Source organism: Pseudomonas sp. AL03 (assembly GCF_029960815.1).
Classification (GTDB): domain Bacteria; phylum Pseudomonadota; class Gammaproteobacteria; order Pseudomonadales; family Pseudomonadaceae; genus Aquipseudomonas.
This window is the reverse complement of record NZ_JASBRE010000002.1, coordinates 164,197-190,520: the sequence shown is the minus strand read 5'-3', so window position 1 is coordinate 190,520 and position 26,324 is coordinate 164,197. Positions and strand designations below refer to the sequence as shown.

Genomic DNA, 26,324 nt, shown 5'->3' with positions numbered 1-26,324 from the left:
TCAGCAAACTCCAATCTCAAGATTTCACCCCAGCCCTCCTCCAAGGCATACTTGCCACCCTCCGCACTCCAGAACCAAAAAACGCCCCATGCGTATCCACGTCAGCTTCATCGACCGCGTCGGCATTACCCAGGAAGTCCTGGCCTTGCTCGGTGGGCGCAATCTCAATCTGGATGCGGTGGAAATGGTCCCGCCCAACGTCTATATCGACGCCCCGACCTTGAGCCCGGAAGTCCTCGAAGAGCTGCGCGATGCGTTGTTCAGCGTGCGCGGCGTGCAAGCGGTGACGGTGGTCGACATTCTTCCCGGTCAGCGTCGGCACCTGCAGCTTGATGCGTTGCTCGCGGCCATGACCGACCCCGTCCTGGCGCTGGACAGTACCGGCAAAGTGCTGCTGGCCAACCCGGCATTGATTGCCTTGTACGGGCGCGAGCCTGACGGCGAAAGCATCGCTGACCTGTTCGCCGACCCGGCACTGCTCGAAGCCCTGTTGGAAAACGGCTTCCGTCTGCCGCTGCGGGAAGTCACCGTCAACGGCCAGACGTTGCTGCTGGATGCCACACCGATTACCGACGCCGGCGCCCTGCTGACCCTGTATCAGCCGAACCGTATCGGCGAACGCCTTTCGGCACTGCACCACGACCATGCCGAAGGGTTCGATGCGCTACTCGGCGAGTCTCCGTCGATTCGGACGCTCAAGGCCCGCGCCCAGCGCGTTGCGGCCCTCGATGCACCGTTGCTGATCCAGGGCGAAACCGGCACCGGCAAAGAACTGGTTGCGCGTGCCTGCCACGCCATCAGCGCTCGACACAGTTCGCCCTTTTTGGCGCTGAACTGCGCGGCATTGCCGGAGAACCTCGCCGAAAGCGAATTGTTCGGCTACGCCCCCGGCGCCTTCACCGGTGCGCAACGGGGCGGCAAACCGGGGCTGATGGAACTGGCCAACCAGGGCACGGTGTTTCTCGATGAGATCGGCGAGATGTCGCCGTACTTGCAGGCAAAATTGCTGCGTTTCTTGAACGACGGCAGCTTCCGCCGGGTGGGCGGGGATCGTGAGGTGAAGGTCAATGTGCGGATCCTCAGCGCCACGCACCGCAATCTGGAAAAAATGGTCAGCGAAGGTTCGTTCCGCGAAGATTTGTTCTATCGCCTCAACGTCCTGAACGTCGAAGTCCCGCCCCTGCGCGAACGCGGCCAGGACATCCTGCTGCTGGCCCGCTACTTCATGCAGCAAGCCTGCGCGCAGATTCAGCGCCCGGTGTGTCGCCTGGCGCCGGGCACCTATCCGGCACTGCTGGGCAATCGCTGGCCGGGTAACGTGCGGCAATTGCAGAACGTGATCTTCCGTGCCGCCGCCATTTGCGAAAGCAGCCTGGTCGATATCGGCGACCTCGATATCGCTGGCACCTCGGTGGCGCGCCAGAGCGACAACGACGTCGACAGCCTCGAACAGGCGATGGAGGAGTTCGAGAAAACCCTGCTGGAAAAACTCTACGTCAGCTACCCCTCGACCCGCCAACTGGCCAACCGCCTACAAACCTCTCACACGGCGATTGCCCATCGATTGCGCAAGTACGGAATTCCCAACAAGCCGTAAGACCGTGCATCAAAAGCGACCTTCACCTGTACTGAAAGCGCTACAGTGGAACGATATCACTACACCCCCTTCCGATCACCGCTGTGCAAGGCTTTGATCCACTTAGGCTTTTTTCTTTGCTCCTGACTGTAGCGATTTCGCTACAGCCCTCCACATCACGCACGCTATAAAAACACCTAAGACGTTGATTTATAACGATAAAAAAACATTGGCCGCAATTTTGCTTAGTATCCACTCATAAAGCAGGGCTTTGCCCAGCATTCAATCGCGTCCACCAGACGAGTCTGGCCCCCCTTAGGAGTTTCCATGAGCGAGTTGCGTTTTACTGAAGATCACGAATGGCTGCGTACCGAAGCTGACGGCACCGTCACAGTCGGCATCACCGCTTTCGCACAGAACGCCCTGGGCGACGTGGTTTTCGTACAACTGCCTGAGCTGCAGTCCTACGACAAAGGCGCTGAAGCTGCCACCGTGGAATCGGTAAAAGCCGCCAGCGGCGTGTACATGCCGCTGGACGGTGAAGTGCTGGAAGTGAACCCGGCGCTGGACAGCAGCCCTGAACGGGTCAACGAAGATCCGCTGGGCGAAGGCTGGTTCTTCCGCTTTCAGCCAAGCGATGCCTCGGCTGTCGCCAAACTGCTGGACCAAGACGCTTACGACCGTCTGATCAAAGCCAACGCCGAAGCCTGAGGAGCGCCCAACATGACTCAAATTAATCTGAGCACTGCCAACGAATTCATCGCGCGCCACATCGGCCCGCGTGCCGGCGACGAGCAAGCCATGCTCAACAGCCTCGGTTTTGACTCCCTGGAAGCCCTGAGCGCCAGCGTCATCCCCGACAGCATCAAAGGCACCAGCGTCCTCGGCCTCGAAGACGGCCTGAGCGAAGCGGATGCCCTGGCGTTGATCAAGTCCATCGCCGGTAAAAACCAGCTGTTCAAGACCTACATCGGTCAGGGCTACTACGGCACTCACACGCCGTCGCCGATCCTGCGCAACCTGCTGGAAAACCCGGCCTGGTACACCGCGTACACCCCGTACCAACCGGAAATTTCCCAGGGCCGTCTCGAAGCGCTGCTGAACTTCCAGACCCTGATCAGCGACCTCACCGGTCTGCCGATCGCTAACGCGTCCTTGCTCGATGAAGCCACCGCCGCCGCCGAAGCCATGACCTTCTGCAAACGCCTGAGCAAGAACAAAGGCAGCCACGCGTTTTTCGCGTCGGTGCATTGCCACCCGCAAACCCTCGACGTGCTGCGCACCCGTGCCGAGCCGCTGGGCATCGACGTGGTGGTCGGCGACGAGCGCGAACTAACTGATGTGACGCCGTTTTTCGGCGCCCTGCTGCAATACCCGGCGAGCAACGGTGACCTGTTCGATTACCGCGAACTGACCGAACGCTTCCACGCTGCCAACGCGCTGGTTGCGGTCGCCGCTGACTTGCTGGCCCTGACCGTGCTGACCCCGCCGGGCGAGTTCGGTGCTGACGTCGCCATCGGCAGCGCGCAACGCTTCGGCGTGCCGCTGGGCTTCGGTGGCCCGCACGCGGCGTATTTCTCCACCAGGGATGCGTTCAAGCGCGACATGCCGGGCCGTCTGGTCGGCGTGTCCGTCGACCGCTTCGGCAAACCGGCGCTGCGCCTGGCGATGCAGACCCGCGAGCAACACATCCGTCGCGAGAAAGCCACCAGCAACATCTGCACCGCCCAGGTTTTGCTGGCCAACATCGCCAGCATGTACGCCGTCTATCATGGCCCAAAAGGCCTGACGCAGATCGCCCAGCGCGTGCATCACCTGACCGCGATTCTGGCCCAAGGCTTGAGCGCTTTGGGTCTGAGCGTCGAGCAAGAAAGCTTCTTCGACACGCTGACGATCAAGACCGGCACCAACACTGCCGCATTGCACGACAAGGCTCGCGCTCAGCAGATCAACCTGCGCGTCGTTGATGGCGAACGTCTGGGCCTGTCCCTCGACGAAACCACGTCGCAAGCTGACGTGGAAAGCCTGTGGGCCTTGCTCGCCGACGGCAAGACCCTGCCAGACTTCGCTGCCCTCGCCGCTTCCGTGATCAGCACCCTCCCGGCCGCCCTGCTGCGCCAGTCGCCGATCCTCAGCCACCCGGTGTTCAACCGTTATCACTCGGAAACCGAGCTGATGCGCTACCTGCGCAAGCTCGCCGACAAGGACCTGGCACTGGATCGCACCATGATCCCGCTGGGTTCCTGCACCATGAAACTCAACGCCGCCAGCGAAATGATCCCGGTGACCTGGGCTGAATTCGGTGCCCTGCACCCGTTCGCCCCGGCCGAGCAAAGTGCCGGTTATCAGCAGCTGACTGACGAGCTGGAAGCGATGCTCTGCGCCGCCACCGGTTACGACGCCATCTCGCTGCAACCGAATGCCGGCTCGCAAGGCGAATACGCCGGCCTGCTGGCGATTCGCGCCTATCACCAGAGCCGTGGCGAAGACCGTCGCGACATCTGCCTGATCCCCTCGTCCGCCCACGGCACCAACCCGGCCACCGCCAACATGGCCGGCATGCGCGTAGTCGTGACCGCCTGCGATGCCCGCGGCAACGTCGACATCGAAGACCTGCGCGCCAAGGCCATCGAGCACCGCGAGCATCTCGCGGCATTGATGATCACCTATCCCTCGACCCACGGCGTGTTCGAAGAAGGCATCCGCGAAATCTGCGGCATCATTCATGACAACGGCGGCCAGGTGTACATCGACGGCGCCAACATGAACGCCATGGTCGGCCTCTGCGCACCGGGCAAGTTCGGCGGCGATGTGTCGCACCTGAACCTGCACAAGACCTTCTGCATCCCGCACGGCGGTGGCGGCCCGGGCGTCGGCCCGATTGGCGTCAAGTCGCACCTGACGCCGTTTCTGCCGGGCCACGCGCAGATGGCACGCAAGGAAGGCGCGGTCTGCGCCGCACCGTTCGGCAGCGCGAGCATTTTGCCGATCACCTGGATGTACATTCGGATGATGGGTGGCGCGGGGCTGAAGCGCGCCTCGCAACTGGCGATCCTCAATGCCAACTACATTTCCCGTCGCCTCGAAGAGCATTACCCAGTGCTCTACACCGGCAGCAACGGCCTGGTGGCGCACGAATGCATCCTCGACCTGCGTCCGCTCAAGGACAGCAGCGGCATCAGCGTCGATGACGTCGCCAAGCGCCTGATCGACTTCGGCTTCCACGCCCCGACCATGTCGTTCCCGGTCGCCGGCACGCTGATGATCGAGCCGACCGAAAGCGAATCCAAGGAAGAACTGGACCGCTTCTGCGACGCCATGATCCGCATCCGCGAAGAAATCCGCGCGGTGGAAAACGGCACGCTGGACAAGGACGACAACCCGTTGAAAAACGCCCCGCACACCGCGGCGGAACTGGTCGGCGAGTGGACGCATCCGTACAGCCGTGAGCAAGCAGTGTATCCGGTCGCGTCGCTGATCGAAGGCAAGTACTGGCCACCGGTCGGTCGCGTCGACAACGTGTTTGGCGATCGCAACCTAATCTGCGCCTGCCCGTCGATCGAAAGCTACGCTTAATCTATAGGGGGGCGGGTTCGCTCGCCCCCACAAGGACACCACAAAACCTGTAGGAGCGAGGCTTGCCCGCGAAGAGGCCATCAAGGTTGCTAAAAGCTTCGCGGGCAAGCCTCGCTCCTACGGGGTCGCGGTGCTCCTCATAACAAGAAACCGGAGAACAACCATGTCGTTAAGCGTGTTCGACCTGTTCAAGATTGGCATCGGCCCCTCCAGCTCGCACACCGTCGGCCCGATGCGTGCGGCTGCGCGTTTCGCCGAAGGTTTGCGCCGTGAAGGGCTGCTGGCTGCAACCACCTGCGTCAAAGTCGAGCTCTACGGATCACTCGGCGCCACCGGTAAAGGACACGGCAGCGACAAGGCTGTGTTGCTCGGCCTGGAAGGCGAACACCCGGACACCGTGAACACCGAAACCGTCGCCGCCCGCCTGCAAGAGATTCGCAGCAGCGGTCGTCTGAACCTGCTCGGTGAACACGCCATCGAATTCAATGAAAAGCTGCATTTGGCGATGATCCGCAAACCGTTGGCCTATCACCCCAACGGCATGATTTTTCGCGCCTTCGATGCTGCTGGCATACAAATCCGCAGCCGCGAGTACTACTCGGTCGGCGGCGGTTTTGTCGTCGATGAAGACGCCGCTGGCGCCGACCGCATCGTCGAAGACGCCACGCCACTGACCTTCCCGTTCAAAAGCGCCAAGGACTTGCTCGGTCACTGCGCCACCTACGGCTTGTCGATCAGCCAGGTGATGCTGACCAACGAAAGTGCCTGGCGCCCGGAAGCGGAAACTCGCGCCGGCCTGCTGAAAATCTGGCAAGTGATGCAGGACTGCGTCGACGCCGGTTGCCGCAACGAGGGCATTTTGCCCGGTGGTTTGAAGGTCAAACGCCGTGCGGCAGCGCTGCATCGGCAACTGTGCAAGAACCCGGAATCGTCCCTGCGCGATCCGCTGTCGGTGCTGGACTGGGTCAACCTCTATGCACTGGCGGTCAACGAAGAAAACGCCAACGGCGGGCGCGTGGTGACTGCGCCTACAAACGGTGCGGCAGGGATCGTCCCCGCTGTTTTGCATTACTACATGCGCTTCATCCCCGGCGCCAACGAAGACGGCGTCGTACGCTTTCTGCTGACCGCGGCCGCGATCGGCATTCTCTATAAAGAAAACGCCTCGATCTCCGGTGCTGAAGTCGGCTGCCAGGGTGAAGTTGGCGTAGCGTGCTCCATGGCCGCCGGCGCCCTGTGCGAAGTCCTCGGTGGCACCGTGCAGCAGGTGGAAAACGCCGCTGAAATCGGCATGGAACACAACCTCGGCCTGACCTGCGACCCGATCGGCGGGCTGGTGCAAGTGCCGTGCATCGAGCGTAACGCCATGGGTTCGGTGAAAGCCATCAATGCGGTGCGCATGGCCCTGCGCGGCGACGGTCAGCACTTTGTCTCCCTCGACAAGGTCATCCGCACCATGCGCCAGACCGGCGCCGACATGAAAAGCAAATACAAGGAAACCGCCCGTGGCGGTTTGGCGGTCAACATTATCGAGTGCTGATGCGCGCGCATTGGCATCTGCACACTTTTTCAGGAGCTGAATATGTCCACCGAACAACTGTTGAAAACCCCATTGCACGCACTGCACATCGAACTCGGCGCCCGCATGGTGCCGTTCGCCGGCTATGACATGCCAGTGCAATACCCGCTGGGCGTGATGAAAGAACACCAGCACACCCGTGATCAGGCCGGGCTGTTCGATGTCTCGCACATGGGCCAGATCCGCCTGACCGGCGCCAATGCCGCCAAGGCCCTGGAAACCCTGGTGCCGGTGGACATCATCGACCTGCCGGCGGGCATGCAGCGCTATGCGATGTTCACCAACGAGACCGGCGGCATCCTTGACGACCTGATGGTCGCCAATCTGGGTAACGACGAACTGTTCCTGGTGGTCAACGCCGCCTGCAAGGACCAGGACCTGGCACACCTGCAAAAGCACATTGGCGACCAATGCACCCTCGAGCCGCTGTTCGAAGAGCGCGCGCTGCTGGCGTTGCAAGGTCCGGCCGCCGTCACCGTGCTCGCGCGCCTGGCGCCTGAAGTGGCGAAGATGACCTTCATGCAGTTCACCCGCGTGAAGCTGCTGGGCGTGGACTGCTTTGTCAGCCGTTCGGGTTACACCGGTGAAGACGGGTTCGAAATCTCCGTGCCGGCCGCCAACGCCGAAGCCCTGGCTCGCGCTCTGCTGGCCGAACCGGAAGTGGCGGCCATCGGCCTTGGCGCTCGCGACTCCCTGCGCCTGGAAGCCGGCCTGTGCCTCTACGGCCACGACATGAACACCGAAACCACGCCGATCGAAGCTAGCCTGCTGTGGGCCATTTCCAAGCCTCGTCGCGCTGATGGCGTTCGTGCCGGCGGCTTCCCTGGCGCTGAAACCGTGTTCGGACAGCAACAAGCCGGTGTCAGCCGCAAGCGCGTTGGCCTGTTGCCTCAGGAACGCACGCCGGTGCGCGAAGGTGCAGAAATCGTCAATGAAGCCGGCGACATCATTGGTGCAGTGTGCAGTGGCGGCTTCGGCCCGACCCTGGGTGGTCCTCTGGCCATGGGTTACGTCGACAGCGCTTACATCGCAATGGATACGCCGGTGTGGGCGATTGTTCGTGGGAAAAAGGTGCCTTTGCTTGTAAGCAAAATGCCATTTGTTCCACAACGCTACTATCGTGGTTGATTGACTGTTTCTATAAGTAACGCGGTTGCGTTAACAGTGCACTAATGTGTAACGCAACCGCCATAAAATAGTGCATATTTTCGATTACGAACTTGGCTTATAACGATCGAAAACAATTGAACACGGCGATTGCATAAGCCAGCACTAGTTGCGACAGAAACCCACCAACGCGAGCAAATACGGGCCCTCCACGGGGCTTGTTTTTTCTCCCGTAGTTGGCGTAGAGTTTGTTCACTGTGTTTGCATGGGTCGCCTGGAATCGTGACCTGGGCAGTAGCCTACAAGTTAGCTACATCCCGTTCGACGTCTTCTTACTCTCCTGCAACCAGCCCCAGTACTCTTTCACAAGAAGGAGGCTGTCATTAATTTTTGCGTCAAAGGAAATAAGAAATGTCCCAACGTCAGAGCGGTACCGTCAAGTGGTTTAACGACGAGAAAGGTTTTGGTTTTATCACTCCAGAAAGCGGTCCGGATCTGTTCGTGCATTTCCGCGCTATTCAGGGCAACGGCTTCAAGAGCCTGAAAGAAGGCCAAAAAGTGACATTCGTTGCTGTGCAAGGCCAGAAAGGCATGCAGGCTGACGAAGTACAAGCAGAAGCCTAATCTTCTGTAACGAAAAAGCCCCTGATGCTGACATCAGGGGCTTTTTTGTGCGCGTAAATCCGTAAAATGGCTTCTTTTTCCGCCGAGAGCCCTGCCATGCCGAAACACCTGCTGAAACCCCAGGGCGAATTTCCTGCCGCTGGCTTGGGTCGCCGCCTGGCAGCGATGTTCTATGACTTCCTGTTGTGTACTGCCCTGCTGATCGTCACCAGCGGCCTTTACAAGATGATCCAGATGGCGATCATCGGCGAAGACAAAATGCGCACGTTGACCGAAGCCGGTGCGCTGGATGGAGATCCATTGCTGTCGACGGTGCTGCTGTTCGTGCTGTTCGGTTTCTTCGCCAAGTTCTGGACCTGGTCCGGCCAAACTCTGGGCATGCAGGTCTGGTGCATCCGCGTGCAGAATGCCGATGGCTCATCCATCAGCCTGTGGCAGGCGCTGCTGCGGTTTGTGGTGGCGATCGCGTCCTGGCTGTGCGTCGGGCTGGGTTTCTTCTGGCCCCTGTTCGACAAACAGAAACGCAGTTGGCATGACATCTACTCCAATACCCAGCTAGTACGGATTCCGAAGAAAACCAAATAATCCGCCAGATGCAAAAACGCCCCGATCGAATCGGGGCGTTTTTTTTGGGATCACTGTCGACGATCAGGCGTTGCCGGCCAATTTCATCCGCGCAGCCTGGGTGAAGTCGAGCATGCGCTTGAGCGGCCGAATCGCCTGCGGGATCAACGCCGGATCGACAAAGATCTCATTCGCCCCCTCCTTCAAGCTCTTCAGCAGGCGCTCAAGGGTGTTCATCGCCATCCACGGGCAATGTGCGCAGCTGCGGCACGCTGCGCCGTTACCGGCCGTTGGCGCTTCGATGAAGACCTTGTCCGGGCACAGCTGCTGCATCTTGTAGAAGATGCCGCGGTCGGTGGCGACGATCAGCGTCTTGTTTGGCAGGCTCTTCGCTGCGGCAATCAACTGACTGGTGGAGCCGACGGCATCCGCCAACTCGATCACCGACGTCGGTGACTCCGGATGCACCAGAATCGCTGCGTCCGGGTACAGCGCCTTCATGTCTTCGAGCTGTTTGGACTTGAACTCCTCGTGAACGATGCAGGCACCGTCCCACAGCAGCATGTCCGCGCCGGTCTGGCGCTGGATGTAGGTGCCCAGGTGTTTGTCCGGGCCCCAAATGATGGTTTCGCCGTTATCCATCAGGCTTTCTACGATCTCCAGCGCGCAGCTTGAAGTCACCACCCAATCCGCCCGGGCTTTGACTGCCGCCGACGTGTTGGCATACACCACCACCGTACGCTCCGGGTGTTGATCACAGAACGCCGAGAACTCGTCCACCGGGCAACCCAGGTCCAGCGAGCAGGTCGCTTCCAGGGTCGGCATCAGGATGCGTTTTTCAGGGTTGAGGATTTTGGCGGTCTCGCCCATGAACTTCACACCGGCGACCACCACGGTCTTGGCCGGGTGAGCGCTGCCGAATCGGGCCATCTCCAGCGAGTCGGAAACGCAACCACCGGTTTCTTCGGCCAAGGCCTGAATCACTGGATCGCAATAGAAGTGAGCAACCAGCACCGCGTCCTGAGCCTTGAGCTCGGCAGCGATGGCGGCACGGTAATAAGCTTCCTCCTCGGCAGTCAGCGGCTTGGGCTGCTTGGCGTCGAGGTGGGCTTGAACCAGAAGGCGTTCGGAAATCTGCGTCATGTTCGCAAGACCTGCAGGCGCTTTCGCGCGAAAGTCGAGTATACACCCGGCTCCGACCCCTTCAGGGTACCGCCGGGAAAGTGAGTATCATCAGGCACGGACAACGTTGAAGCTGCGCAAGGCTACAGAATATCCGGTGGATGCAAAAGATGATTCTGACCTGCGTCACGGGTTGCAGCCCGGAACTGGGCAAGCTCAAATCGCGGGCAAAAAAAAATCCGGAAATCCTCACTTGCGTGGGCCTTCCAGACTTTTAAAACTGCTAAAAAAATGGTGGGTCGTGTGGGATTCGAACCTACGACCAATTGGTTAAAAGCCAACTGCTCTACCAACTGAGCTAACGACCCGCTGTGTGGTGGCGCGTATAATACTGATTTTTAAGGACTATTCAACACCTAATTTGAAATAAATCAAAAATAAGGTGTTGGGTCGCTGATTCCGGCCGCCGCAAAGCCTTCTGCACGCAGTCGGCAGCTGTCGCACTTACCGCACGCACGGCCGTTATCGTCAGCTTGATAGCAGGAAACGGTCAGGCCGTAATTGACCCCCAGCTTCACACCCACCTCGACGATTTGCGCTTTGCTGAGGTTTTGCAGGGGCGCCTGGATACGGAAACCATTGCCCTCAACGCCGGCCTTGGTCGCCAGGTTCGCCATGCGCTCGAAGGACTCGATGAACTCGGGGCGGCAATCCGGGTAACCGGAATAATCCACAGCATTCACACCGATGAAGATGTCACGCGCCCCAAGGACTTCGGCCCAACCCAACGCCAGCGAGAGGAACACGGTATTGCGTGCGGGCACGTAAGTTACAGGGATACCTTCACCCGCCTCTTCCGGTACATCGATACTGCTGTCGGTCAGCGCAGAACCACCAATACCGTTCAGGTTCAGACCAATTACTTTGTGCTCAACCACGCCCAGGTCGCGGGCGATGCGTTCGGCGGCATACAGTTCGGCATGGGAACGCTGACCGTAATCGAAGCTCATGGTGTAGCAGCTATAGCCTTCAGCACGAGCCATCGCCACGACGGTCGCCGAGTCCAGGCCGCCGGACAACAGGATGACCGCACGTTTTTCCACAGTGTTCAGTTGTTCAGTCATTTCAGCGCCCCGGTTCGTCATTCCAAAGATATTTATGCAACTGCAATTGCAGGCGCACTGGCAGGTTGTCCGCCACCACCCAGTCAGCCAGGTCTCGCGCGTTCAGGTCATGGTGACTTGGCGAGAACAGGACTTCGCCCGCACGCTGATCCAGACCGTACTGAATCAGCTTGGACACAGCCCAGTCGTAGTCTTCCCGCGAGCAGATGACAAACTTCACCTGATCGTTGCGCGTGAGCAGTTCGATGTTCTCGTAGCGATTGCGATGTGCTTCTTTCGAACCCGGGGTTTTCAGATCGACGACGCGACTGACCCGTGGATCGACCGCCGAGATATCCAGGGCACCGCTGGTTTCCAGCGAGACCTCGTAACCGGCGTCACACAACTGCTTGAGCAATGGGATGGCGTTGGGTTGCGCCAGGGGCTCGCCGCCCGTGACACAGACGTAGCGCGGACGAAAACCGGCCACTTGCTCGAGGATGTCATCAAGCGGGCGAAGGGTGCCGCCCGTGAACGCGTAGGCGCTGTCGCAGTATTGGCAACGCAACGGGCAACCGGTCAGGCGCACAAAAACAGTGGGCAGCCCGGCAGTCCGCGTTTCACCCTGCAACGAGTAGAAAACTTCGGTGATTCTCAATGTGTCTTGCATAGTCGCCACGGGCATAACAGCTAAACAGGCTGTCCGCCTCCGTCAGGCACTTCAAGGAACCCCGCCACCGCGCAGATCCCAAAAAGCGTGTTTCATAAAAAGGGCGTGAATTCTAACGAAAAAACCCGCGACAGGCGCGGGTTTCTTCAAAACAGGTCAAGCAGCCCTTACATTTTTTGCAGATCACGCTGGGCCAACTGAGCGGCGGATGTGCCCGGGTATTGCGACACGACCTGCTGCAGAATGCCTTTGACCTTGTCGGTGTGACCGAGGCGGCGCTCTACATCAGCCAGCTTGTACAGCGAATCAGGCACTTTTGGATGCTTGGGGTACAGCTGCGAAACCTTGGCGAATGCCTGACCTGCACCTTGCAGATCGCCTTTGGCCAAATTCACTTCGCCCAACCAGTACTGAGCATTACCCGCGTACTGGCTGTTCGGGTACTTGCGCAGGAATGCGGCAAACGCCAGGCTGGCCTTGTCGAAATCCTTGGCTTTGATCAGGTCGAAGGCTGCATCGTAATACAGTTTTTCCTTCGCTGGATCAGCCGGCTCGCTACCCGCGGCAGGTGCTTGAGCGGCTGCCGTTCCTGCTGCCGCTCCTGCGCCTGCTGCTGCACCGGGGGCATTCAAACTGCCACCGGTGGAAGAATTTTCAGGAGTCGCGGCTGGTGCAACGCCGGTTCCTATGCGCCGATCAAGATCCTGATATCGCTCCAGGTTCTCTTGCTTCATGCGCGCTACATCATTTTGCAGAACTTCGATGATGCCTTGTTGGCGCGAGATCTGCTCCTGCATGGATTGCAGTTGGTTGAACAGCTCGCCCTGTGCCGAGACAGGGGCCGAAACCCCTCCCCCGGCATAGGCGCCGTTCGTACCGTAACCCGCAGGCGGATAACTGGTCCCGCTATTGTTATAGCCGGAGTCGTTATCGACCACAGGAACCGCAGCCCACACCGCAAGCGGTGCGAGGCTGAGAGCCAAAACAGTTACAGCACGACGGCACGTTCGCATGACGAATTACTTACGCAGTTCGACGCGACGGTTTTGAGCCCAGGACTGCTCGTCGTTGCCGGTAGCAACTGCACGCTCTTCGCCGTAGGAAACCAGTTCCAGCTGAGCTGGGGAAACACCTTGCAGTACCAGGTAACGCTGAACGGCTTTCGCACGACGCTCGCCCAGTGCCATGTTGTACTCACGAGTACCACGTTCGTCGGTGTTGCCTTCCAGAACAACGCGAGCGCCGTTTGCTTTCAGGTCTTTGGCGTGAATGTCCAGGGAGCGCATGGCTTCTGGCTTCAGGTCCGAGCTGTCGTATTCGAAGTAGAAGGTGGTGATTGCGCGCAGAGCAGCTTCTTCGCTCAGGGAGCCGTCAACTGCACCAGTGTTAGCGCCGTAACCAGCGTTTGGATCTACAGCGCCTTCACCGGCGTTGTCGCCGCCTTTGGACGAGCAACCTACAGCTACAGCCATGGCCAGAGCCAGCGCAGCAAATTTACCAAACTTCAGCATTTCCATCGTGAAACTCCTAATGAACCCCAGTGTGTTAAGTACAACGTGTAGCGCCGCGTCAGTTCAGGTAAGGGGACCAGGAAGGTTCTCTGACTTCGCCTTGTGCGGTAGGAAGCGGGAGCCTTACGCGTCCATTAATGGACACGAGCATCAAGACTCCCCGGCCCTGCTGGCGGGTGGCGTAGATTACCATGGTGCCGTTGGGCGCAACAGTAGGCGACTCGTCCAGAGTGCTATCAGTGAGGATTTTTACGCTTCCGCGCTGCAAATCCTGGGCCGCCACCTTGAAATTAGTGAAACCTTCCTGGCGGTGGATCATCACCAGGGTCTTTTCGTCAGCCGAAAGCTTGGGGTTGGCGTTGTAGTTACCGATAAAGGTCACACGTTCCGCACCGCCACCACCGACGCTGGTTTTATAGATCTGAGGCTTGCCGCCACGGTCCGAGGTGAAGTAGATGGTCGAACCATCCTTACCCCAGAACGGTTCGGTGTTGATGCCAGGACCGTTGGTAACACGCGTGATCTGACGCGAACCCAGGCTCATCACATAGATGTCAGGGTTACCGTCTTTCGACAGCACGAACGCCAGACGCTGACCATCCGGCGACCATGCTGGCGCGCCATTCAGGCCTTCGAAGTTGGTGATCTGCTCACGGCGACCGGTGTCGATGTTCTGCATGAAAATACGCGGACGCTTCTGCTCGAACGAGACATAAGCGATGCGCTTGCCGTCCGGTGCGAAACGCGGCGACAGGATCGGCTCGCGCGATTGCAGCAGGGTCACAGCGCGGGCACCGTCATAGTCCGAACGTTGCAGCGTGTAGCGAGTGTTCTTCTCGGAAAAACGCTCGGCCGTCACGTACAGAAGACGAGTCGAAAACGCACCTTTGATACCGGTAAGTTTTTCGAACGACTGGTCCGCGATGTAGTGCGACATGTCGCGCAGTTGATCGACGCTGCCCGACACGCTGCCGGTCAGCACTTGCTGCTCGGTGGCGACGTTGAACAGTGCGTATTGGACCTGCAGGCGACCGCCCGCAGGAGCAATGCTGCCGACCATGACGTACTGGGCACCCAGCGCCTTGAAGTCACGGAAGATGATTTCGCTGGCCTGGCTTGGCTGGCTGATCATGTTCTGTTTTGGAATCGGCGAGTAGTAACCCGAGTTGCGCAGGTCGTTACCGATGATTTCGGCCATGTCGTCCGGCAGCACGCTGCCGCCCTGGTTGCCGAATGGAACGACTGCGATCGGGGTGGCCCGATCACTGCCGCTGGTGACCAGAATGTTTTTTTCATCGGCTGCCGCTATCCCTGCCAGGCAGCAGATAACGACAAGCATTCCTCGAAGAAGGTTTCTCACAAGGCTAGATCCTCAGGTGTGAATGTCATCTTGAATGAACGATACGGAGCGAAATCGCTCGGCTTCATTCCCTGCATTTCTGTCAAACGTCCAATATTCTTCACCGCTGCTACAGCAGAAGCGTCAAATGGACCATCGCCACTGGACTTGCCGACGCTGACCGAAGTCACCGTACCGTCCGGCAACATGCCGATTTGCAACACGACTGTCATGCCTTTGCGGGCTGAAGGTGGACGAGCCCAGCCTTCCGCTGCACGAGCACGGATCAGATCATCGAAACTGCCGGCGACTTCGTCACCCTGCTCATCCGCCAAGGCCTGCTGACGCTCCGGCGTGTCGGAAAGCAAATCTGCCAGGGCCTGAGCCTTTTTGTCTTCGGCGGATTTACGTGCCGCTTCCTGCGATTTTTTCTTCGCAGCATCGGCAGCAGCTTTCTTCTTCGCGTCTTCGGCGACTTTCTTCTTCGCGTCTTCAGCTTCAGATTTCTTCTTGGCGTCTTCCGCGGCTTTCTTCTTCGCGTCTTCGACGATCTTTTTCTTCGCTTCTTCAGCGGCCGCTTTCTTGGCCTCTTCTTCAGCCGCTTTCTTGGCTTCTTCTTCAGACTTCTTCTTGGCTATATCAGCCAATTGTTTCTCTTCGACCTTTTTGGCTTCGGCGGTCTTCTTCGCTTCATCGGCTTTCTTGGCTTCATCAGCCTTTTTTGCCTCGTCCGCTTTCTTCGTCTCGTCGGCCTTCTTGGATTCTTCGGCTTTTTGAGCCGCATCTTCCTTCTTTTGTTCCGCGGCTTTGATCGCTTCCTGTTCGATCTTTTTCTGTTCCATCTGTTCGACTTCGGTCTGACGCGCGGCAGATTTCTTCGCCTCACCCGCAATCTTCTGATTGGTCTGGGTGGTTGCCTGACTTTTCGATTTCAGCTGGTACAGGGTCGCCTGGACAATCGGCTTGGCCGGCGGCAGTTCCGGTGTGAAGGCGAAACTGACGAACAGCATGCCAAATACCAGCACGTGCAAGACAAGCGCCCAGACGCTAGGCCAGAAATAGCTTTCCGAGGCTGTTGGCTCTCGCTGTTGCTGCATCAGGGCGCCTCGGTAATCAAGCCAACGTTACCGACTCCGGCTTTCTGCAACCCACCCATGGCGCCCATGACGGAACCGTAATCAACGGTCTTGTCGCCGCGGATGAACACTTGGGTACGCTTGCCGCCTTCAGTACCGGCGCGAATGATCTTGGTCACGGCGTCAGTCATCTGCGGCAAGGTCATTGCCTTGTCCTGCTGCTTTTCAGTGTCGACTTCGCTGCCAAGGTTCCAGTAATAGGTCTTGTCAGCCTTGATCGAAATGGTCAGTACCTGGGTGTTGTTGTCCTGCGGCAAGGCTTCGCTGGAAACCTTGGGCAGATCAACTTTCACGCCCTGATTGAGCATCGGCGCGGTCACCATGAAGATGACCAGCAGTACCAGCATCACGTCGATGTAAGGCACCACGTTCATCTCGGCAACCGGCTTGCGCTTTTTGCGAGCTCGAGCGATTAAAGCCATTGGAAATTACCTGCTTATTCTTCGCTGGTGTGCACTTTGCGGTGCAGGATCGCCTGGAATTCATCGGCGAAGGTGTAGTAGCGGCTGATCAGCGTTTCGCTGCGAGCGGCAAAACGGTTGTAAGCGATAACGGCCGGGATGGCGGCGAACAGGCCGATCGCGGTAGCAATCAGTGCTTCGGCAATACCCGGAGCCACAGTGGCCAGGGTCGCTTGCTGGGCAGTGGCCAGACCACGGAAGGAGTTCATGATGCCCCAGACCGTACCGAACAGACCGATGTATGGGCTGACGGAACCGACGGTGGCGAGGAACGGCAGGCTCTGCTCGAGCTTTTCTTCTTCGCGGGAAATGGCGACGCGCATGGCACGGGCTACGCCTTCCATGACCGCTTCCGGGTCAACACCTGGCTGCTGGCGCAGACGGGAGAATTCCTTGAAACCGGCACGGAAGATCTGCTCGACGCCCGAATCCGGATCAGGGTTGCTGCCGGCCTGACGGTAGAGTTTGGACAGATCGATACCCGACCAGAAGCGCTCTTCAAAGCTCTCCAGGGCACGTCGACCGGCGCGCAGCAGGTTGCTGCGCTGAAAGATCATGATCCATGAGGTCACCGATGCGGCTACCAGGATCAGCATTACCAGTTGCACCACGATACTGGCATTGCTGACCAGGCTCCACATGGAGGAATGGTCGACGACGTTAGCTTCCACGCTTTATCTCCTGCTTTGAGTGTGTACCCGCGCCGCTCACGTCGGCAAAGGCCGCACGTAGAGCTTCGGGAATGGCCCGGGGTTTCAAACTGTTAGTGCGCACACAGGCCACCAAAAACTGCCCTTCGCAGAGCAGCACATTATCCGTGGCTCGCCTGACCTGCTGTTTGAAGCGCAGGCTGACACGGTTCAATTCGATTACTTCAGCGCTTACCAGCAGCTCGTCGTCCAGTCGCGCCGGCGCGTGATAACGCGCTTCGCTGGAATGCACGACGAACAACAGGTCCTCCCCTGCAAGCGCCGATTGGGCAAAGCCCAGCTCCCGGAGCCGCTCGGTTCGAGCCCGTTCCATAAACTTGAGGTAATTAACGTAATACACGATGCCGCCCGCATCGGTGTCCTCGTAATAAACGCGACAACGAAGTGCGAAAGGCTCAAGCCCGTTTTGCGCGCGCATACTCTAGTGCTTACTCCTCAGGTTGCCAATCCGGCCAGGCAACTGTTTTTCATTGATTCACGGCTTTCTGGCGAAAGTACGGTCCTGGGACCGCACAAACTCCGAAAAATCAGCGCGCAAAGGTTATTAATCGTCCACGGCATCGAGGAACTCGTCTACCACGGGCATCTCGCCCATACGTGTCGGAATGTTTAAACCGAAGTGCAGGTACGCATGCCGCGTCACCACCCGCCCCCGGGGTGTGCGCATGATGTAGCCCTGCTGGATCAGGTACGGCTCCAGCACGTCTTCAATGGTGTGGCGCTCTTCACTGATGGCTGCGGCGAGGCTGTCGACCCCGACCGGCCCGCCGTCGAACTTCTCGATCATGGTCAACAGCAGGCGTCGATCCTGGTGATCGAAGCCACGTTCGTCGACATCCAGCAGGTTCAACGCCAGGTCGGCGATTGGTTTGGTGATGTGTCCCTTGGCACGAACTTCGGCGAAATCTCGAACCCGGCGCAGCAAGCGGTTGGCAATTCGCGGCGTACCACGGGCGCGACGGGCGATTTCGAAGGCGCCTTCCGGGTCCAGCGGCAAGCCGAGGATAGTCGCCGAACGACTGACAATCGTTGCCAGGTCAGCGGTGTTGTAGAACTCCAGGCGCTGGACGATCCCGAAACGGTCGCGCAGCGGATTGGTCAGCATCCCGGCCCGCGTCGTCGCGCCGACCAAGGTGAACGGCGGCAGATCAAGCTTGATCGAGCGCGCGGCCGGCCCTTCGCCGATCATGATGTCGAGCTGGAAATCTTCCATGGCCGGGTACAGCACTTCTTCGACGATCGGCGAGAGCCGATGGATTTCGTCGATGAACAATACGTCGTGTGGCTCAAGATTGGTCAACAGCGCAGCCAGATCACCCGGGCGCTCAAGCACAGGGCCCGAAGTGCTCTTGATCGAAACCCCCATTTCCTGGGCGATGATGTTGGCCAGGGTGGTTTTACCCAAGCCCGGCGGGCCGAAAATCAGTGTGTGGTCCAGGGATTCATTGCGCCCACGGGCCGCCTGGATGAACAACTCCATTTGCTCGCGAACGGTCGGCTGGCCAATGTACTCGGCCAGGCTGACAGGACGAATCGCCCGGTCCTGGACTTCCTCGCGGTCACGAGGGCCAGGCGTGGCGGTAATCAGACGGTCAGCTTCAATCACTTAGATCATTCCCTTCAGGGCACGACGAATCATGTCTTCACTGCTCAAACCTTTCTCCTTGATCGCAGAAATCGCCTTGCTGGCCTCCTGCGGCTTGTAGCCCAGGGAGATCAGCGCGCTGACTGCGTCATTTTCGGCGGTGGCGACTGGAGCCGGCGCATCTGGCCCACCTGGCTGGTTTGGCACCAGGGCGAACATCGTCGGTACAGTCTCCCACGCCTTGAAGCGATCCTTGAGTTCCACCAGCAAACGCTCGGCAGTCTTCTTGCCCACGCCCGGCACCTTGGTCAGTGCCGAGGTGTCCTGGGACTGCACGCAGCGGACCAGTTCATCGACTTCGAGGCTCGACATCAGGGCCAGGGCCAATTTCGGTCCTACACCATTGAGACGGATCAACTCGCGGAAAAAGTCTCGCTCGCGCTTGCCGAAGAAACCATAGAGTAACTGCGCGTCTTCGCGTACGACCAAATGGGTGTGCAAGGTCAGCGGTTCACCGACCGACGGCAAGCGATAAAGCGTGGTCATGGGCACCTCCAGCTCATACCCCAGACCGTTTACATCCAGAATCAGGTGCGGCGGCTGTTTCTCAGCCAGAGTGCCGCGCAAGCGTCCAATCACGTTTCAGATCCTTGAGCGTTGGCCAGCTCAGCAGCTGGCGACTGACAGAGCAAGGGTTTTGCGCCGACGACACAGGCGCAAAACCCTCATTCCATAAAAAATGATTGCTGATGCTATCAGAGACGCAGGCGCCCGCCACGACTGCGTGCCGTGCCCAGACCATGGGGCAACAGGCTGGAACGGGTGTGAGCATGGCAAATGGCAATGGCCAGGGCATCCGAGGCATCGATTTGCGGCTTGCTGGTCAATTTCAGCATGTGCATGACCATCATCTGCACCTGTTCTTTGTTCGCCGCGCCGGTTCCGGTCACCGCCTGCTTGACCTGGGTTGCGGTGTACTCCGCGATCTCCAGGGCTTCTTCCGCACCGGCAACGATAGCGGCGCCGCGGGCCTGGCCAAGCTTCAGCGCAGAGTCGGCGTTGCGCGCCATGAAGACCTTTTCGATGCCCATGGTCACCGGGCCGTAGGTCTGGATAACTTCGCGTACGCCGCGATAGACGATTTGCAGGCGTTCATGCAGCTCGCCGGAACCTGTGCGAATGCAGCCCGACGCCACGTACACACAGCCACGCCCGGTATCACGCACCACGCCATAACCGGTGATGCGCGAACCGGGGTCGATACCAAGGATTAAAGTCATAACGCCTGCAGCTTCAAAATGATGCCCGCCGGCAAACACTTGCACGGCGTAAAGGCAGAAGCCGGACGTGCGTGGCGGTGAGTTCATCACGGCCTGCACTTCCGGCTTCAAGAGTATTGCAGATCAATCAACCGAGCTGTGCGGCGACTGCCTCTGGAATGTCCGCGTTGGAGTAAACGTTCTGCACGTCATCCAGGTCTTCAAGCATGTCGGTCAGCTTGAGAACCTTCTCGGCGCCTTCCAGATCGAGCTCGGCACTGGTGGTCGGCAGCATCACGATTTCCGCGTCATCGCCCTTGAAACCGGCCGCTTCCAGGGCGTTTCGCACCGAGTAGAAACCAGCGAACGAGGTGAACACGTCGATGGAACCGTCTTCGTGGGTCACCACATCATCGGCATCGGCTTCCATCGCCGCTTCCATCAGCGCGTCTTCATCGACGCCTGGCGCGAAGGAAATCTGCCCCTTGCGCTCAAACAGATATGCCACCGAACCGTCGGTGCCGAGGTTGCCGCCGCACTTGCTGAACGCATGGCGAACAGCGGCTGCGGTGCGATTGCGGTTGTCGGTCATGCACTCGACCATCACCGCGACACCACCAGGGCCGTAACCTTCGTAGGTCAGTTCGACCATGTCGTCGGTGTCGGCAGCACCGGCGCCGCGGGCGACCGCGCGATCAATGATGTCGCGACTCATGTTCGCGCCAAGGGCCTTGTCCAGCGCCAGACGCAAACGCGGGTTAGAACCCGGATCACTACCGCCCTGACGGGCAGCAACGGTCAGTTCACGAATCCACTTGGTGAAAATCTTGCCCTTCTTGGCATCCTGACGTTCTTTGCGGTGCTTGATGTTCGCCCACTTGGAATGACCCGCCATAACTCGCTCCGAATTTTCTTTGAAACATTGCCCGCCGCGCCATGACACGCCAGCCGGCAAACAAAAATCTCGACCTTGCCTATAAAAGAAAGGGCGCATCCGAAGATGCGCCCTTCTGGCCAGCCTTACTCTGCTTTAGGCGTTTCGCGCAGACGAATGTGCAGTTCGCGCAGTGCCTTGGCATCTACAACGCCCGGTGCCTGAGTCATGACGCAAGCGGCGCTCTGGGTTTTCGGGAAGGCGATCACTTCACGGATCGACTGGGCGCCGGTCATCAGCATCACCAGACGGTCCAGACCGAAGGCCAGACCACCGTGCGGCGGCGCGCCGTATTTCAGGGCGTCGAGCAGGAAGCCGAATTTCTCTTCCTGTTCCGCTTCACTGATACCCAGCAGACGGAACACCGACTGTTGCATTTCCTTGCGATGGATACGGATCGAACCGCCACCCAGCTCGGTGCCGTTCAGGACCATGTCGTAGGCACGGGACAGAGCGGTCGCCGGATTGGCTTCCAGTTCTTCCGGGGTGCACTTCGGCGCGGTGAACGGGTGGTGCAAGGCAGTGAAGCTGCCGTCGTCGTTCTCTTCGAACATCGGGAAGTCGACAACCCACATTGGCGCCCACTTGCAGGTCAGCAAGTCCAGGTCGTTGCCGACCTTGATCCGCAGTGCACCCAGCGCTTCGCTGACGATCTTCGACTTATCGGCGCCGAAGAACACGATGTCGCCATCGACCGCGCCAACACGATCGAGGATCACGTTGAGGTTGGCTTCAGGGATATTTTTGACAATAGGCGATTGCAGCCCCTCGACGCCCTTCGCGCGCTCGTTGACCTTGATGTACGCCAGGCCCTTGGCACCGTAGATGCCGACGAACTTGGTGTAGTCGTCGATCTGTTTGCGCGGCATGCTCGCCCCGCCAGGAACGCGCAAGGCGGCAATGCGGCATTTCGGGTCGTTGGCCGGGCCGCTGAACACCTTGAAGTCGACTTCTTTCAGTTGGTCGGCAACGTCCACCAGTTCCAGCGGGTTACGCAGGTCTGGTTTGTCGGAACCGTAACGGCGCATGGCTTCTTCGAAGGTCATGTGCGGGAATTCACCGAATTCCAGATCCAGCACTTCCTTGAACAGGTTGCGGATCATGCCTTCGGTGATACCGATGATGTCTTTTTCATCGAGGAAGCTGGTTTCGATGTCGATCTGAGTGAATTCAGGTTGACGGTCGGCACGCAGGTCTTCGTCGCGAAAGCACTTGGCGATCTGGTAGTAGCGATCGAAGCCGGCAACCATCAGCAGTTGCTTGAACAGCTGCGGCGATTGCGGCAAGGCGAAGAAGGAACCGGCGTGGGTACGGCTCGGCACCAGGTAATCGCGAGCACCTTCCGGGGTGGCGCGGGTCAGAATAGGCGTCTCGACGTCGAGGAAGCCGTTCTCGTCCAGATAACGACGGATGCTGGTGGTCATGCGCGAACGCAGACGCAGCTTCTCGAGCATTTCCGGACGACGCAGGTCGATGAAGCGATAACGCAGGCGGGTTTCTTCGCCGACGTCGGAGAACTCATTGAGCGGGAACGGCGGGGTTTCCGCTTCGTTCAATACTTCCAGCTCGTAGCCCAGCACTTCGATCATGCCCGACGCCATGTTGGCGTTGCCGGCACCGGCCGGACGCAGGCGTACCTTGCCGGTGACCTTGACCACGTACTCGCTGCGCACGCGGTCGGCGGCGGCGAAGGTTTCAGCGCGGTCCGGGTCGAACACCACCTGGGCCAGACCATCACGATCACGGATATCGAGGAAAATCACCCCACCGTGGTCACGACGACGGTGGACCCATCCGCAAAGGGTAATTTCCTGGCCTTCCAGGCTTTCGTTCAGTTGGCCGCAATAATGGCTGCGCATCATGGTAGTGGTTTCACTTCTCGTAATTCGAAATTCGGTTGGAGATCCTGCAGCAGCCCGCCCTTGAGAAAGGCGCCGGATGATGCAAGAGCTCGCACGTGTCGTTCAACTCAGGTTCAAGACCCTAGTCAGCTTTGTCGCCGCCGGCCAGATTCTTCTTGGAACCGGTCTTGAAATCGGTTTCGTACCAGCCGCTGCCGCTGAGGCGGAAGCCCGGCATGGACAGCATCTTCTTAAGCTCTGGCGCCTGGCAGGCAGGGCAGTCGACCAGCGGTGCTGCGCTGATCTTTTGAATGGCTTCCAACTGATGACCACAGGAAGCACATTGATAGTCGTACATCGGCATGGGGGTTGTCTCGGCGATCAGATTGCTACCGCACACGCTGGGTTTTGCGGCAAAGAGCGGGATTATATCCATTAAATGCAGCCTGTGCAGCCGTAAGACTGCACAGACCGACACTCTGCCCATTCCACCGCGGTGGCTAGGGCATGGCGACGCAGCCGCCTTCCTTCAGGCTATGCACAACGCACACAACCCGCACCAGCCCGGTGAAGTTCTTGACCCCGCCGTGACGCAAATGCACCTCGCGGTCCACATGGGACAACAGCGCACTGACCGTACAGCAGTTGACCTTGGCCATGTCACCCAAAATATCCCAGTAGACCTGTTCAAGCCGCAAACAGGTTGCAAAGCCATTCAGCCGCACTGACCGGGATAAAGGCTGGGCCAGGCCCATATCAAATTCGCTGACAAATGGATCGATCCTTACATCCTTGGCTGGACAGCCCATCCCCTCGCTTCGCCTGCCTTCGTAAACCATATCGTTGACACTCCTTTGTCATCCTTGCTTTTTTGTAAGAGCAACAAGCTGTTGCTCTATAAAAACGCAGGCGCAAAGTTATATCCAGATGACTTTATGACCATCAACGTAGGATAAGCCAACAACTGAAGGGCGATCATGGAGACCGTCCTACTCCAGACAATTTCCTACACTCCCAGGCGCAATATCATTCAACAGAAAGGCATTTAAAGGGACGAGACGACAGGGCGCGAACAACACCTCATGGACGCCATCCGCGCACCGACCTTGTGACGGGTCCAGCAGGGACCGCAGCATCCACGCAGGGCAGGAAATCCGCGAGCACGAATTCGCTCGGCAATCGAATCGACCCCGGACTATCCGGTTGCCTGCAATAAATCGACCCTCGGTGCACCGCTGGACTGCCTGATTTGAGTAGCCGCAGGCTTTGCTGTTAAATAGGCAGTGTGTCGCTACCGCCTATTTTCCGGGGGACGCGCATAGGCTGGTACCGGGTACGTGTCCACCGCCTCTTATTGTTCTGAAGCGAACCGTACTCAATCAGCTCTTCCTTGTGATCCGTCTTAACGTGAGTTACTCAAAATGTTGAAAATTGTCCACCTGCTAATGGGCGCAGCAGCCTTGCTGTTGTCCTTCATCCCTAGCCTGCGATCCGAAGCTGTACCTTACCTGCAACAACCCGATGCGCTGTACCTGGCCTTTTTCGGCCTGCTCAACCTCACCCTCGCTCCTGTTATCCCCTACTGGAACAAAGGCCCGCGTCATCAGCTGCAAAACCTGGTCAGCGCCCTGCTGGTTCTGACCGTCGTCCTGCAAACCCTGACGCTGATCGCGCCGATGCCTGTCATTGCCGGTCAACCTGCCGTTCTGTTCAGCCTGGTCGCTGCACTGATTGCCGTTCTTCTGCACCTGGCCATCAGCTTCTACAAATCCTCACCGGCCGCCGCCTCGCCAAGCTATGACATGACCAACCGTGATACCGGCACCGTCAAGTGGTTCAACACCTCCAAAGGCTTCGGCTTTATTTCCCGTGACTCCGGCGATGATATTTTCGTGCATTTCCGGGCCATTCGTGGCGAAGGTCATCGCGTCCTGGTCGAAGGCCAGCGCGTGGAGTTCTCCGTCATGAATCGTGACAAAGGCCTGCAAGCCGAAGATGTGATCGCCGCACTGCCGCGCCGCTGATTCAAGGCTAAAAAAAACCGCGAACAGCCTGGCTGTTCGCGGTTTTTTTATGACATGCCATTTAGTAATGCGGCGGTGGCGCTTCTTCTTCAAACGTCTCGAACTGGCCAGCCATTTCTTCTTGCCGCTTGAGCAATGCCGCCATTTGCAACTGCAGACGCTCAACTGCACGCTGCTGCGTCGCCAGCACATCACTCAATGCCTGGATGGTGTCATCCTGAAACGCCAACTGACTCTCCAGATCGGTAACGCGATCTTCCAGGCTCATGATTCAACCCTCCAGAAACGTGAAATCATCGGTTAAAACCAGACGCAACCGTTCGCGAATCGCCGCGATCTGCTCTGCGCTATAAGGCTTGGCTGGGTGTTTACCCCAGACCGGAGCCGGCCAGGCGGCGTCCTCACGCTTGCGCACAATCACATGCATGTGCAACTGACTGACGACGTTACCCAGGGCCGCGACGTTCAGCTTGTCCGCATCGAACGAGTCCTTGAGCATTTCCGCCAGTGCGGTCGTTTCGTGCCACAGCTGCTGTTGATCTGCGACACCCAACTGAAATATCTCACTGATATCCTCGCGACGTGGCACCAGAATGAACCAGGGGTAGTTCGAATCATTGGACAGCAGCAACCGGCAGAGCGGGAAATCCCCGATCGGTAACGTGTCTTGTTGAAGTCGTGGATCTAAAGCGAACACTGCGCGCACTCCCGCCTGGTCATCATTTTTCAGCTTAGCGCCCATCCCGAGAGACGGCGCACCAAGCGACAGGACGGCAGCATACCTGCGAACGTCGTACGCTTCACGACGAACCCTTGTCGAAGCCACCTCAGGACCTACAAACGACTGGACTCGCCCCCCGACATGAGTCGTTTTCGATCAGGACGCACCATTACAGAACCAGCACCCACACAAAAAACGCCGAAATGACTGATAAACAATGAAGCGTTCGTGTTTGGCAAACGGGCGCACTGTATGAATTCAGTACAGCGATAAAAATTATTTGCACCAAAACCGCACAGTGCGTCTACGCTGATTCGCTCAGGCATCCGCCATTTACTCACTGGTGGGGTGAACCGGTAACGTTTTGGGTTGTCATGCAGTCGGCTGTAAGGGTGCAACACGATGCGAACCATGGCGTCAAGCCCGAACAAAACGTGCTTGAGCACCCCGGTTTTATGAGGTTTTTACAGCGACAGGCAGGCTTTCAGAAAAAAAACCGGCAGGATTCTGATTTGTGCACGCTTGTTGCATTCACACCCACATCGCCTCTAAAGCGTCCGCTGGAAGTGGAAGCCTTAAGGCAAATAATAACAGTGGCAGGGTTGCCCTATGGAGATTCAAGCGTTTCACCAGGGACTCTTTTTACCGATGCTCAAGCCCTGGAAAACAACGCTAAAAGTTGTCAGTCCGCTTGCGTCGGGGGCTGTAAATTTGCGACATCTACCAAGCTTTTTGCGACAGGGTCGTAAAGAAGCTGAAAGGTTAGATGCGCAAGTATCGCCAACATGGCCGGCGTGATATAAGTTTGCGCCAACACAATAAAGAAAGAGCCGCCCAGATAATAAATCAGGTGGGACGGCAGTACTCTTCTAAAACCAAAGG

Annotated in this window: 27 protein-coding genes and 1 tRNA gene; 8 read left to right on the top strand and 20 right to left on the bottom strand. The window is 58.5% G+C overall.

Annotated elements, in window-relative coordinates; all coding sequences use genetic code 11:
• The first annotated feature begins 88 nt into the window (after positions 1-88).
• From QK293_RS02970 to QK293_RS02940, 7 genes are all read left to right on the top strand, one after another.
• The gene (locus QK293_RS02970) at positions 89-1,597 is read left to right on the top strand and encodes a sigma-54-dependent transcriptional regulator (RefSeq protein ID WP_282375509.1); all 1,509 of its coding nucleotides are present in this window, start codon (positions 89-91) and stop codon (positions 1,595-1,597) included.
• 306 nt (positions 1,598-1,903) lie between these two features.
• On the top strand, positions 1,904-2,287 hold the full coding sequence (gene gcvH / locus QK293_RS02965; protein ID WP_282375507.1) for a glycine cleavage system protein GcvH: 384 nt from the start codon (positions 1,904-1,906) through the stop codon (positions 2,285-2,287).
• 12 nt (positions 2,288-2,299) lie between these two features.
• Entirely contained in the window at positions 2,300-5,152 is a 2,853-nt protein-coding gene (gcvP, locus tag QK293_RS02960; protein ID WP_282375505.1) for an aminomethyl-transferring glycine dehydrogenase, read from the top strand.
• A 163-nt stretch (positions 5,153-5,315) separates the two neighbouring features.
• The gene (locus QK293_RS02955) at positions 5,316-6,692 is read left to right on the top strand and encodes an L-serine ammonia-lyase (protein WP_282375504.1); all 1,377 of its coding nucleotides are present in this window, start codon (positions 5,316-5,318) and stop codon (positions 6,690-6,692) included.
• A gap of 42 nt (positions 6,693-6,734) precedes the next feature.
• Positions 6,735-7,859 (top strand): glycine cleavage system aminomethyltransferase GcvT, encoded by a 1,125-nt coding sequence (gene gcvT / locus QK293_RS02950; protein WP_282375502.1) that lies wholly within the window; start codon positions 6,735-6,737, stop codon positions 7,857-7,859.
• A 390-nt stretch (positions 7,860-8,249) separates the two neighbouring features.
• On the top strand, positions 8,250-8,462 hold the full coding sequence (locus tag QK293_RS02945; RefSeq protein ID WP_003175786.1) for a cold shock domain-containing protein: 213 nt from the start codon (positions 8,250-8,252) through the stop codon (positions 8,460-8,462).
• Positions 8,463-8,558: 96 nt separating this feature from the next.
• Positions 8,559-9,047, top strand: coding sequence for an RDD family protein (locus tag QK293_RS02940; RefSeq protein WP_282375501.1), 489 nt, complete (start codon positions 8,559-8,561; stop codon positions 9,045-9,047).
• A gap of 63 nt (positions 9,048-9,110) precedes the next feature.
• On the opposite strand, the gene nadA is transcribed toward QK293_RS02940, so the two are convergent.
• The 18 genes from nadA to QK293_RS02850 all read right to left on the bottom strand — a co-directional run bounded on the left by nadA (position 9,111) and on the right by QK293_RS02850 (position 23,536).
• A complete protein-coding gene (gene nadA / locus QK293_RS02935) occupies positions 9,111-10,169 on the bottom strand; it encodes a quinolinate synthase NadA (protein ID WP_282375500.1) in 1,059 nt (352 codons plus the stop codon).
• A gap of 271 nt (positions 10,170-10,440) precedes the next feature.
• Positions 10,441-10,516 (bottom strand) — tRNA-Lys (locus QK293_RS02930).
• Positions 10,517-10,579: 63 nt separating this feature from the next.
• A complete protein-coding gene (gene queC / locus QK293_RS02925) occupies positions 10,580-11,272 on the bottom strand; it encodes a 7-cyano-7-deazaguanine synthase QueC (protein WP_282375499.1) in 693 nt (230 codons plus the stop codon).
• Position 11,273: 1 nt separating this feature from the next.
• Positions 11,274-11,921, bottom strand: a complete 648-nt coding sequence (gene queE, locus QK293_RS02920) for a 7-carboxy-7-deazaguanine synthase QueE (protein WP_282375498.1) — start codon at positions 11,919-11,921, stop codon at positions 11,274-11,276.
• Positions 11,922-12,088: 167 nt separating this feature from the next.
• Complete coding sequence (gene ybgF, locus QK293_RS02915; RefSeq protein WP_282375496.1) at positions 12,089-12,934, bottom strand: tol-pal system protein YbgF; 846 nt, start codon at positions 12,932-12,934, stop codon at positions 12,089-12,091.
• Positions 12,935-12,940: 6 nt separating this feature from the next.
• Entirely contained in the window at positions 12,941-13,438 is a 498-nt protein-coding gene (gene pal, locus QK293_RS02910) for a peptidoglycan-associated lipoprotein Pal (protein ID WP_131059800.1), read from the bottom strand.
• Between the two features lie 52 nt (positions 13,439-13,490).
• Positions 13,491-14,771: a Tol-Pal system beta propeller repeat protein TolB gene (gene tolB / locus QK293_RS02905; protein WP_282375490.1), complete on the bottom strand. Its 1,281-nt coding sequence runs from the start codon at positions 14,769-14,771 to the stop codon at positions 13,491-13,493.
• A gap of 17 nt (positions 14,772-14,788) precedes the next feature.
• Positions 14,789-15,868, bottom strand: a complete 1,080-nt coding sequence (tolA, locus tag QK293_RS02900) for a cell envelope integrity protein TolA (RefSeq protein WP_282375488.1) — start codon at positions 15,866-15,868, stop codon at positions 14,789-14,791.
• On the bottom strand, positions 15,868-16,320 hold the full coding sequence (tolR, locus tag QK293_RS02895) for a protein TolR (RefSeq protein WP_161807482.1): 453 nt from the start codon (positions 16,318-16,320) through the stop codon (positions 15,868-15,870). The genes tolA and tolR overlap by 1 nt, the downstream gene beginning before the upstream one ends.
• 23 nt (positions 16,321-16,343) lie before the next feature.
• A complete protein-coding gene (tolQ, locus tag QK293_RS02890; RefSeq protein WP_017340467.1) occupies positions 16,344-17,039 on the bottom strand; it encodes a protein TolQ in 696 nt (231 codons plus the stop codon).
• Positions 17,029-17,496 carry a tol-pal system-associated acyl-CoA thioesterase gene (ybgC, locus tag QK293_RS02885; protein ID WP_131059803.1) on the bottom strand — a complete coding sequence of 156 codons (468 nt, stop codon included), beginning with the start codon at positions 17,494-17,496 and terminating at the stop codon, positions 17,029-17,031. The genes tolQ and ybgC overlap by 11 nt, the downstream gene beginning before the upstream one ends.
• A 126-nt stretch (positions 17,497-17,622) precedes the next feature.
• On the bottom strand, positions 17,623-18,684 hold the full coding sequence (gene ruvB, locus QK293_RS02880; protein WP_282375484.1) for a Holliday junction branch migration DNA helicase RuvB: 1,062 nt from the start codon (positions 18,682-18,684) through the stop codon (positions 17,623-17,625).
• Positions 18,685-19,302 carry a Holliday junction branch migration protein RuvA gene (ruvA, locus tag QK293_RS02875; protein ID WP_282375483.1) on the bottom strand — a complete coding sequence of 206 codons (618 nt, stop codon included), beginning with the start codon at positions 19,300-19,302 and terminating at the stop codon, positions 18,685-18,687.
• 116 nt (positions 19,303-19,418) lie between these two features.
• Positions 19,419-19,943: a crossover junction endodeoxyribonuclease RuvC gene (gene ruvC, locus QK293_RS02870; RefSeq protein WP_059406065.1), complete on the bottom strand. Its 525-nt coding sequence runs from the start codon at positions 19,941-19,943 to the stop codon at positions 19,419-19,421.
• 127 nt (positions 19,944-20,070) lie between these two features.
• The gene (locus QK293_RS02865; RefSeq protein WP_282375482.1) at positions 20,071-20,817 is read right to left on the bottom strand and encodes a YebC/PmpR family DNA-binding transcriptional regulator; all 747 of its coding nucleotides are present in this window, start codon (positions 20,815-20,817) and stop codon (positions 20,071-20,073) included.
• 125 nt (positions 20,818-20,942) lie between these two features.
• The gene (gene aspS / locus QK293_RS02860; RefSeq protein ID WP_282375481.1) at positions 20,943-22,718 is read right to left on the bottom strand and encodes an aspartate--tRNA ligase; all 1,776 of its coding nucleotides are present in this window, start codon (positions 22,716-22,718) and stop codon (positions 20,943-20,945) included.
• A 121-nt stretch (positions 22,719-22,839) separates the two neighbouring features.
• Positions 22,840-23,061, bottom strand: coding sequence for a zinc ribbon domain-containing protein (locus QK293_RS02855; RefSeq protein WP_010208103.1), 222 nt, complete (start codon positions 23,059-23,061; stop codon positions 22,840-22,842).
• A gap of 136 nt (positions 23,062-23,197) precedes the next feature.
• Positions 23,198-23,536, bottom strand: coding sequence for a ribbon-helix-helix domain-containing protein (locus QK293_RS02850; RefSeq protein ID WP_282375480.1), 339 nt, complete (start codon positions 23,534-23,536; stop codon positions 23,198-23,200).
• 582 nt (positions 23,537-24,118) lie between these two features.
• On the opposite strand from QK293_RS02850, the gene QK293_RS02845 reads away from it, so the two are divergent.
• The gene (locus QK293_RS02845; protein ID WP_282375479.1) at positions 24,119-24,721 is read left to right on the top strand and encodes a cold-shock protein; all 603 of its coding nucleotides are present in this window, start codon (positions 24,119-24,121) and stop codon (positions 24,719-24,721) included.
• A gap of 61 nt (positions 24,722-24,782) precedes the next feature.
• Here the strand turns inward: QK293_RS02845 and QK293_RS02840 are convergent, their stop codons facing one another.
• Both QK293_RS02840 and QK293_RS02835 read right to left on the bottom strand, forming a co-directional pair.
• Positions 24,783-24,989 carry a SlyX family protein gene (locus tag QK293_RS02840; protein ID WP_056741397.1) on the bottom strand — a complete coding sequence of 69 codons (207 nt, stop codon included), beginning with the start codon at positions 24,987-24,989 and terminating at the stop codon, positions 24,783-24,785.
• A gap of 3 nt (positions 24,990-24,992) precedes the next feature.
• The gene (locus tag QK293_RS02835) at positions 24,993-25,418 is read right to left on the bottom strand and encodes an HIT domain-containing protein (RefSeq protein WP_282375477.1); all 426 of its coding nucleotides are present in this window, start codon (positions 25,416-25,418) and stop codon (positions 24,993-24,995) included.
• Positions 25,419-26,324: the final 906 nt, after the last annotated feature.

Bases quoted from the DNA above. Each gene is read 5' to 3' on its own strand.
- nadA (WP_282375500.1), bottom strand. From the start codon at position 10,169: ATGACGCAGATTTCCGAACGCCTTCTGGTTCAAGCCCACCTCGACGCC.
- aspS (WP_282375481.1), bottom strand. From the start codon at position 22,718: ATGATGCGCAGCCATTATTGCGGCCAACTGAACGAAAGCCTGGAAGGC.
- QK293_RS02845 (WP_282375479.1), top strand. From the start codon at position 24,119: ATGTTGAAAATTGTCCACCTGCTAATGGGCGCAGCAGCCTTGCTGTTG.
- QK293_RS02940 (WP_282375501.1), top strand. From the start codon at position 8,559: ATGCCGAAACACCTGCTGAAACCCCAGGGCGAATTTCCTGCCGCTGGC.
- QK293_RS02970 (WP_282375509.1), top strand. From the start codon at position 89: ATGCGTATCCACGTCAGCTTCATCGACCGCGTCGGCATTACCCAGGAA.
- pal (WP_131059800.1), bottom strand. From the start codon at position 13,438: ATGGAAATGCTGAAGTTTGGTAAATTTGCTGCGCTGGCTCTGGCCATG.
- ruvC (WP_059406065.1), bottom strand. From the start codon at position 19,943: ATGACTTTAATCCTTGGTATCGACCCCGGTTCGCGCATCACCGGTTAT.
- QK293_RS02955 (WP_282375504.1), top strand. From the start codon at position 5,316: ATGTCGTTAAGCGTGTTCGACCTGTTCAAGATTGGCATCGGCCCCTCC.
- QK293_RS02865 (WP_282375482.1), bottom strand. From the start codon at position 20,817: ATGGCGGGTCATTCCAAGTGGGCGAACATCAAGCACCGCAAAGAACGT.
- QK293_RS02840 (WP_056741397.1), bottom strand. From the start codon at position 24,989: ATGAGCCTGGAAGATCGCGTTACCGATCTGGAGAGTCAGTTGGCGTTT.
- QK293_RS02855 (WP_010208103.1), bottom strand. From the start codon at position 23,061: ATGCCGATGTACGACTATCAATGTGCTTCCTGTGGTCATCAGTTGGAA.
- QK293_RS02945 (WP_003175786.1), top strand. From the start codon at position 8,250: ATGTCCCAACGTCAGAGCGGTACCGTCAAGTGGTTTAACGACGAGAAA.
- gcvH (WP_282375507.1), top strand. From the start codon at position 1,904: ATGAGCGAGTTGCGTTTTACTGAAGATCACGAATGGCTGCGTACCGAA.
- tolA (WP_282375488.1), bottom strand. From the start codon at position 15,868: ATGCAGCAACAGCGAGAGCCAACAGCCTCGGAAAGCTATTTCTGGCCT.
- queE (WP_282375498.1), bottom strand. From the start codon at position 11,921: ATGCAAGACACATTGAGAATCACCGAAGTTTTCTACTCGTTGCAGGGT.
- QK293_RS02850 (WP_282375480.1), bottom strand. From the start codon at position 23,536: ATGGTTTACGAAGGCAGGCGAAGCGAGGGGATGGGCTGTCCAGCCAAG.
- ybgC (WP_131059803.1), bottom strand. From the start codon at position 17,496: ATGCGCGCGCAAAACGGGCTTGAGCCTTTCGCACTTCGTTGTCGCGTT.
- gcvP (WP_282375505.1), top strand. From the start codon at position 2,300: ATGACTCAAATTAATCTGAGCACTGCCAACGAATTCATCGCGCGCCAC.
- gcvT (WP_282375502.1), top strand. From the start codon at position 6,735: ATGTCCACCGAACAACTGTTGAAAACCCCATTGCACGCACTGCACATC.
- ybgF (WP_282375496.1), bottom strand. From the start codon at position 12,934: ATGCGAACGTGCCGTCGTGCTGTAACTGTTTTGGCTCTCAGCCTCGCA.
- tolB (WP_282375490.1), bottom strand. From the start codon at position 14,771: ATGCTTGTCGTTATCTGCTGCCTGGCAGGGATAGCGGCAGCCGATGAA.
- queC (WP_282375499.1), bottom strand. From the start codon at position 11,272: ATGACTGAACAACTGAACACTGTGGAAAAACGTGCGGTCATCCTGTTG.